The sequence below is a fragment of the Frankia canadensis genome, assembly GCF_900197875.1.
Classification (GTDB): domain Bacteria; phylum Actinomycetota; class Actinomycetes; order Frankiales; family Frankiaceae; genus Frankia; species Frankia canadensis.
Genome location: NZ_FZMO01000192.1, coordinates 1 through 7,559 on the forward strand (window position 1 = coordinate 1; position 7,559 = coordinate 7,559).

Annotated in this window: 8 protein-coding genes; 2 read left to right on the top strand and 6 right to left on the bottom strand. The window is 75.9% G+C overall.

Translation table 11 applies throughout. The features are described 5' to 3' along the window. The 5 genes from C1A33_RS35765 to C1A33_RS16345 form a co-directional block, all read right to left on the bottom strand. Positions 1 to 266 (bottom strand): hypothetical protein (locus C1A33_RS35765; RefSeq protein WP_207770333.1); only part of this gene is annotated, 266 nt, incomplete at its 3' end. A gap of 166 nt (positions 267 to 432) precedes the next feature. Continuing rightward, entirely contained in the window at positions 433 to 1,581 is a 1,149-nt protein-coding gene (locus C1A33_RS16330) for an SIS domain-containing protein (protein ID WP_101832349.1), read from the bottom strand. Between the two features lie 7 nt (positions 1,582 to 1,588). Next, positions 1,589 to 1,798 carry a Trm112 family protein gene (locus tag C1A33_RS16335; protein ID WP_101832350.1) on the bottom strand — a complete coding sequence of 70 codons (210 nt, stop codon included), beginning with the start codon at positions 1,796 to 1,798 and terminating at the stop codon, positions 1,589 to 1,591. Then, positions 1,798 to 3,156, bottom strand: a complete 1,359-nt coding sequence (locus C1A33_RS16340) for a phosphomannomutase/phosphoglucomutase (RefSeq protein WP_101832351.1) — start codon at positions 3,154 to 3,156, stop codon at positions 1,798 to 1,800. The genes C1A33_RS16335 and C1A33_RS16340 overlap by 1 nt, the downstream gene beginning before the upstream one ends. Positions 3,157 to 3,380: 224 nt before the next feature. Next, entirely contained in the window at positions 3,381 to 3,779 is a 399-nt protein-coding gene (locus tag C1A33_RS16345; RefSeq protein ID WP_101832352.1) for a DUF3499 domain-containing protein, read from the bottom strand. A 364-nt stretch (positions 3,780 to 4,143) separates the two neighbouring features. Here C1A33_RS16345 and C1A33_RS16350 point away from each other — a divergent pair, with 364 nt between their 5' ends. Next, a complete protein-coding gene (locus C1A33_RS16350; RefSeq protein WP_243407617.1) occupies positions 4,144 to 4,614 on the top strand; it encodes a metallopeptidase family protein in 471 nt (156 codons plus the stop codon). A gap of 54 nt (positions 4,615 to 4,668) precedes the next feature. After that, positions 4,669 to 5,934 (top strand): mannose-6-phosphate isomerase, class I, encoded by a 1,266-nt coding sequence (gene manA / locus C1A33_RS16355; RefSeq protein WP_423748088.1) that lies wholly within the window; start codon positions 4,669 to 4,671, stop codon positions 5,932 to 5,934. 96 nt (positions 5,935 to 6,030) lie between these two features. On the opposite strand, the gene C1A33_RS16360 is transcribed toward manA, so the two are convergent. After that, positions 6,031 to 7,559, bottom strand: a 1,529-nt coding sequence (locus C1A33_RS16360) for a DUF5719 family protein (protein ID WP_101832355.1), incomplete at its 5' end; no start/stop codon positions are given.

Consider the following 7,559-nt stretch of genomic DNA (forward strand, 5'->3'; position numbering starts at 1 on the left):
CCCAGGGCCAGCCCCCGGCCAACCCGCTCCAGAACCTCGGCCAGCAGATCCTGCCTGGCGTCTTCGGCCAGCCCCAGGGCGGCCAGGCAGGCGGCGGCCCGGCAGGAGGAGGCGGCCAGGGCGGCGGTCGCGGAGGCCAGGGCGGTGGAGGCCAGGGCGGTGGAGGCCAGGGCGGTGGCGGCGGTCGCTAGGCCACGTCTCGAATTGTGATCTTCGTGCGGGTTGTCGCGGCGGGCCGCGGCAGCCTTCTGACAACGTCGCGGCAACCCGTGTCGCGAATTCGGCGACAAAACGGACACGACACGCGGAGTTCGCGACACGGCGCCGCTGCCCCCGCACGTGCTTCCCACCTACGGGAAGTCCGCCCGACGCTCGGCCTCCTGGTCGGGGTGCAGGACGGCGACCGTGAGGATCACGGCCCGTGCAGCCCCGTCAGCGGCCGAGGTCGTGGGCGGCCGGGGTCTGGCCGGGATCGATTCCGAGGGCGAGCGCGAGGTAGACGGCGGTGAAGTCGAACAGGCCGATCAGGGAGGCGAGCCGCTCCAGCGCGACCTGCCCCTCGGCGCGCAGTTCGGTGACGCCGACGCCGCGCTCGGCCGCCACTGCGACGGCGGCCTCGGCCTGCCGGGCGACCTCCGGTCGCTCGGCGGTCGGATCCCGCAGCAGGATCAGCCGCAGCCGGACCGACTCCTCGTCCTCCTCGCGGTCCCGGAAGAAGTCCTCCAGGGCGTCACGCCCGCCGCCGGAGGCGTCCTTCAGACCACCGCCGAACGGTCCGTCCAGCAGCGCGATCTGATCGTGACCGGGATGCGGCAGCGATCCGACCAGCGCGGGGTACTTCGCGGTCGCCGCGAGCTGGGCGGCCGCCCGGCTGGCCGCGACCGCGGTCACCTGGGAGGTCCCCCAGAGGACGGGCAGGGTGCCCGCGAGCTCGAGGGCCAGGGTCTTGGCCGGGTTGACGAACGACTCACTCGACGTGCGGCAGCGGGTGGCGACGTCCTCCAGCCGGGTGGCCGCGGCCTCGATCGCCGCGTCCCCGGCGCGGACGACACCGAGCGCCCGCCCGGCGATCAGCAGCGGCACCGCCAGCGACCACAGCGCGGCACGGGCGGGGCGCTGCCCGGCCAGCGGGACCAGCACTCCCCCGCCGAGCGCCACGAGGTGCGCGAGCGGGGTGTCGGGCGGGGTGACGACGGCGACCCGGGCACCGCGCCGGTTTGCCTCCTCCACCGCCGAGCGGGTCTCCGCCGAGGTGCCGGACGCGGACACGGCGAGGACGACGTCGGCGACGCCGACCCAGCCGGGCAGGCCGTGGGTGTGGTGGCCGATGATCGGCACGGGGCCCGTCGCGCTCGCGACCGCCGCCAGGATGCCGGCGGCGAGTGCCGAGCCACCGACCCCGACGACGAGGATCGCCCGCGGTCGCCCGTCCGCCGCGAGCCGCTCGACGCCCGCCTCCTGGGCGAGCGTGGCGCTCTGGCGGACCTGCGGACCCGCGGAGGCGACGTGCGGCAGCAGGGCCGCGGCGCGGCCGGCGTCGAGCCGGGCGAGGTCGTCGAGAATCGCCTCGTCGAGGTACACGCCGCGGTCAGCTCGAGGCGGGCGCGGACGCCGACGAGTCGGAGAACGGCACGGCCTCGTCGAGCAGCATGACCGGGATGTCGTCACGCACGGGGAAGGCCAGGTCGCAGGCGAGACAGACGAGCACGGGGGCGCCGTCCAGCTCGTCGGGGCGCAGCTTGCCGTGCTTGCTGCACGGGCAGGCGAGGATCTCCAGCAGCAGCGGGTCGAGGCTCATCAGTCTTCCCTTCCGCTCCGGACCTGCGCGAGAATCTCGTCGCGCAGCCGGCGCATCGTCGCGTCGTCGGGGCCCTCGACGTTCAGCCGGAGCAGCGGCTCGGTGTTGGACGGGCGCAGATTGAACCACGATCCGTCCGCGAACGTGATGGTCAGGCCGTCCAGTTGATCGACAGTGGTGGCGCGCGGGGCCTGCGACTTCTCGACCGCCTGCATCGCCGCGACGGCGTCCGCCACCTCGGAGTTGATCTCACCGGACGCGCTGTACCGGGCGTAGCCGCCGAGCAGCTCGGACAGCGGCCGCTGCTGGCCACCGAGGGCCGCGAGGACGTGCAGGGCGGCCAGCATGCCGGAGTCGGCGCGCCAGAAGTCGCGGAAGTAGAAGTGGCCGGAGTGCTCCCCGCCGAAGATGGCGCCGGTGCGGGCCATCTCGGCCTTGATGAACGAGTGGCCGACGCGGGTCCGAACCGGCACGCCACCACGCTCGGTGACAAGCTCCGGCACGGCCTTGCTGACGATCACGTTGTGGATGATGGTCCCGCCGGGCTCGCGGCCGAGCTCGCGGTCGGCGACCAGCGCGGTGATGACCGACGGGGAGACGATCTCGCCACGCTCGTCGACGACGAAACACCGGTCGGCGTCGCCGTCGAAGGCGAGGCCGAGGTCGGCGCCGGACTCGCGGACCGCGGCCTGCAGGTCGCGCAGGTTCGCCGGCTCGATCGGGTTCGCCTCGTGGTTGGGGAACGAACCGTCGAGCTCGAAGTAGAGCGGGACGACCCGCAGCGGCAGCCCGGCGAACGCGGCGGGGACGGTCAGCCCGCCCATGCCGTTGCCGGCGTCGACCGCGACGGTGAGCGGCCGGATGGCGGACAGGTCCACCAGGGTGTGCAGGTGGCGGACATAGTCGACAAGAAGGTCACGCTCGGTGATCGAGCCCAGCCGACCGGGGCCGGCGGGGACGCCGCGTTCCACCATCGCGCGGATCTCGGCGAGGCCGGTCTCCTGCCCGATCGGGGCCGCGCCCGCCCGACAGAGCTTGATGCCGTTGTACTTCGCCGGGTTGTGCGACGCGGTGAACATCGCGCCCGGGATGTCGAGCGAGCCGGCGGCGAAGTAGAGCAGGTCGGTGGAGCCGAGACCGGCGCAGATGACGTCGGCGCCCTGCTCGGCCGCGCCCTCGGCGAAGGCGGCGGCCAGTGGGATCGACGACTCCCGCATGTCGTGGGCGGTCACGATCCGCTCGGCGCCGAGCAGGCGCACGAAGGCGGCGCCGGTCTGCCGGGCGATGTCGGCATCGAACTCGGCCGGCACGACGCCACGAACGTCGTACGCCTTGAAGATCCGCGAGAGGTCACGCATCGCGCTTCGCACCCTTCTCCTGGTGTCCCCCGGCACCGGGTGAATGGTGCTCCCGGCTCGCTCGGCGCCTGCCGCCGTCGCCAGGGACGACCATATCCGCCGGGTCCGACGTCTTCGGGACCGCACCCGCGGAAGCCCACGCCCGACCCACGGCACACGCCCGGCCACGCCGGTGACGGCCACGCCACCGGCCGGGCAGGGACCCGACGAGCCCGCCGCGATGGTCAGGACGGGCTGGGCACCGCCCGCAGATGGCCGCGCCGGCCACCCGGCGGCGTGCCACCCTGGGGCCCGTGCGGACCGCCATGGGGTGGTTCGGGACCGCGTCGAGGCGCTTCGGGGGCACGCCGGGAGGCTTCGCGCACGGCGTCCGCCAAAGCCTCCAGGTCGTCCCCGGCCACCTCACGACCACCCTCACGCGACGCCTCGGCCTCGAGCCGGACGACCGCCCAGCCGAGCGGCACGGTGAGCCGATCGGCGTGGGTGCCGCACAGGTCGTACGAGTGCGGCTCGACGTACGGGGACAGCGGGCCCAGCACCGCCGTCGACTCGGCGTAGGCGTACGTGAGCGTGGCAACCGCGGCTGCGGAACAGGCCGAGCGGGAGCAGCGCCGAGGCTTCACGTTCCGGACGGTAGCCCCCGGAACGGGCGACGGCCACCACCTCTCGTCGTGTCGCGGGACGCGAGGCTGAATCGTCACGCGTTGTCGACCGATGCGTCGCGCCGCGCAGTCGATCTCGTGCACGACGACCTTGTCCAGCGCGGTATTGAGATCATCAAGACCGTGAAACCTCCTCGGGCTGGGAGGGAATCCGGGCCAGTTCCCCGGCCGGCGGGGTCGAGGCGGCCGGACCCGCGGGCCCGGCCGGCCGCCGGGGCCGGTCGTCCGGCGTCCGGCGGCCGCGCTCACCCCGGAAGGTGCCGAAGTGTGCGCGCGCCCGCCGGACGCCGGCCGGAGCCCCGTCCACGAACGCTACGCTCACAGGGTGACGGAGCTCGAGCGGTTCCCGTCGGCGGCCCGGCCGATCCGGCCTCGCCGACGCCGCGATCGGCGCGGCCGCGGCGTGCGCGGCCTGCTACTACCCCCGGACGTGCCGGCCTACGCGACCCGGGGCGACCGCTTCGACGACTTCGTCCTGGACGCGGTCGAGCATCTCGACCATCGCTGGTCGGCGGAGCTCGCCGAGGTCGAGTTCGCCGTCGAGGACGTGCCGCCGGTGGCCGTCACCGACGAGGAGATTCCGCTGGCCAGGTACCAGCCGGCCACCGGAAAGGGCCGGTCAGGCACCCCGCGGCGGATCGTCGTCTACCGCCGGCCGATCGAGGCGCGGGCGGTCGACAGCGAGGATCTCGCCGAGCTGGTGCTGGACGCGATCATCCACGAGGTGGCTGAGATGATGGGCGTCGACCCGGCGGTGATCGACCCGGAGGGTCATGGCTGGGGCGACGAGGACTAGCCCGATCCGGTCAGCCAGCGGCGCCCGCCACCGCACGCCACTGCGAGGGAGATCGTGACCAGGAACACCACGCCCCCGAAGCCCGTAGGTGTGCCGCCGACGCCCGGTGCCGGCATCCCCGACCTGGCGTCGCGGCCGGCCGCCGCCGCCCGGCTGCTCGCGATGCACGGCGCCGAGCAGGCCTACGCCTGGGGCTCCCGAACGGCGATCCCGGACCTGCTCGGCCGGCCCGCCGCGGACGGCCCGGTGGCCGAGCTGTGGCTGGGCACCCATCCGGTGGCGCCGGCGCTCGTCGAGGCGGACGGCGCGCGGCGGCCGGCGGCCGAGCTCGTCGGCCCGCTGCCGTTCCTGCTGAAGGTGCTCGCGGCGGACAAGGCGCTGTCGCTGCAGGTGCATCCCGATCTTGGCCAGGCGGCCGTCGGCTTCGACGCGGACGAGGCGGCGGGCATCCCCGTCGGCGATCCGCGCCGCCGCTACCGGGACCGCAACCACAAGCCCGAGCTGATCGTCGCGCTCACGCCGTTCCGGGCGCTCGCCGGCGTCCGCGACCCCGCCCGCACGCTCGCCGTCGTGGCGGGGTTCGGTCTGGCGGCGCTCGACGCGGCGTTCCGGCCGCTGGCGCGCGATCCCGCCGCGGGCGCGGCGAGCGTGCTGCGCGCCCTGCTGACGATGCCCGCGGCCCCCGCCGCCGCGCTCGTCCGTGAACTGGTCACCACCGCGTCGCGCCTGCGCGGTCCCGGCGGCGAGGACGACCTGGCGCGGGCCGCGGACCTGGTGGGTCTGCTCGCGGCGGCGCACCCCGGCGATGTCGGCGTCGCGGCGGCCCTGCTGCTCAACGACGTGACGCTGCGACCCGGCGAGGGGCTGTTCCAGCCGGCCCGGATGCTGCACGCCTACGTCGCGGGCCTGGGCATCGAGATCATGGCGACCTCGGACAACGTGCTGCGCGGCGGCCTGACGCCCAAGCACATCGACGTCGACGAGCTGTTGCGCGTCATCGACGCGACACCGAGCGGCGCGCCGGTCCTCACCCCGCGCACGATCGCCGCCGGACCCGGCGGTCTGGTCCGCGGCTGGGACGTCCCGGTCGCGGACTTCGCCCTCACGGAGGTGCTCTGCACCGGCGGCGCCCCGGTGCCGGTGGGCCGCCCGACCGTGCTGCTCGCCGTCGACGGCGAGGTGACCATCGAGGCCGCGCCCGCCGATCCCGCGCCCGCCCCGCTCACGCTCCGCCGCGGCGAAGCGGCGCTGGTGACGGCACCGGCGAACGTGACCGTGCGCGGCAACGGCCGCGCCTTCCTGGCCAGCCGAGGCGGCTGACCGCGAGCGCATGACGGCTGGCTGCCGTCGTGATGGAGCCGGGTGCCCACACGGTGCACCGAAGCGCGGGCGCGAGACGTCCTCGCCCACGGATGGTCAGCGGTACGCGAGCGCGGGGTCGGCGACGCCGGCCGGCAGCTCGGCCAGGCTCGGCGCCCCGGTCAGTGGGACGGCCGCGGACAGCACCCGCGGCACCACCCGAAGGGCACCCGACGAGGCCCCGGCACCGGCTGGGCCGGCACCGAGGATGGATGTGGCGACGAGCGGGCCGCCCTCGGCGACGAGACGCCCGCCGCGCCCGGCAACCGGGGCCGCCATCACGCGGACCGAGCCGGCGTCGACCCGCACCGGCACGCCGTCCAGCCGCGCCGTGACGGGACCCAGCGGCGCGGTGAGGACAACGGCTCCCACCGCCCCCGCGGGCGTCGGGGGGACGGCGACGACGGCGTCGGAGGCCGTGCCCGGCCCGGTGGTGGGGCCGGCCGTGGCGAGCCGACCGACGCCCCGACCGTAGGCGTCGAGCGCCTGGCCGCCGGACGGCGCCTCCACCCGGGACGCGGGCGCCCAGGTCCATACGCCGGGCCAGCCCGAGGCCACGCCCAGCTCGGCGAACACCGGCGCCGCGGCCCCCGTCGACTCGACGAGGACGGCACTGGCCGCGCCCGCCGGCAGCGGCACCGGCACCGCGAGGGCGCCGCCGGCGGGGACGGGCACGTCGGCCAGATCGATCGGGGTGCGGCGACCGGATGCGGTCAGGATGCTGACACGGACCGTCGTCGCCGTCCCGGGCGCGGCGAGCACCAGCGTCGCGGCCGGCGCGGGCGGCCCGGACGGCACGATCACCCCGCCGAGCAGCAGTCGGCGGCCCGGCGGCGCGGTCGCCGGGACGAGACGCGGCGCCGTGAACGGCCCGCCGCTGCTGGAGCGGTCCGTCATCCAGGCGACGATCCTGCCGGCCCGCACCTGGACGTCGAGGGCCGTCGTGGCCGCCTCGGGGGCGAGCGCGGCGAGGCGTCGGGTGACGGTGCGACCAGGTGGCACCGTGATGTCCACTGGCGGCCCGGCCGGGCCGTCCGCGAGCGTGCGCACGCTGGCCCGGGCGGGCTGGTCCGCCATGTTCGCCAGGACGAGGACGGGGTCTCGGCCCGCCGCCGTCGACGGGCCGGCGAACCAGCTGCGCGACACCGGCGGGACGCAACGCGCCCGGGCCGGCCCGGCACCGTCCCCGGCGGCGGTGACGACGGCGGACAATCCGGCGGCCGCGTCGTCCCGGCCGGTCAGCAGCACGGCACCGGCGCCGCCAGCGGACGATCCCAGGGCGAGCCGCCCGCTGCCGAGGGTGGTCCGCAGCTCTGCGTCGCGGGACGACACCTGGACCCGACCCGCCGTGGTCCCGGTCCGCACGTCCAGGCCGGCGGGGCCGGGCAGCAGCGGGACGTGCGCCCCCGGCGGCGTCACCGCGAGATCCGGGCAGGCGAGCATGGCTGCCGTGAGTGGTCCGCTGCCGGGCACGGCCGGCCCGCGGTCGTCCTGCAGCAGGATCGCCCCACCCAGCCCCACGATCGTCAGCGGCACGAACGCCCGGACGGCAGCCCGGCGCCGGGCTGCCGTCCGGGCGTTCGTGC

What these genes read in the sequence shown, in the direction of transcription:
- C1A33_RS16335 (WP_101832350.1), bottom strand. Translation starts at nt 1,798, where the DNA reads ATGAGCCTCGACCCGCTGCTGCTGGAGATCCTCGCCTGCCCGTGCAGC.
- C1A33_RS16340 (WP_101832351.1), bottom strand. Translation starts at nt 3,156, where the DNA reads ATGCGTGACCTCTCGCGGATCTTCAAGGCGTACGACGTTCGTGGCGTC.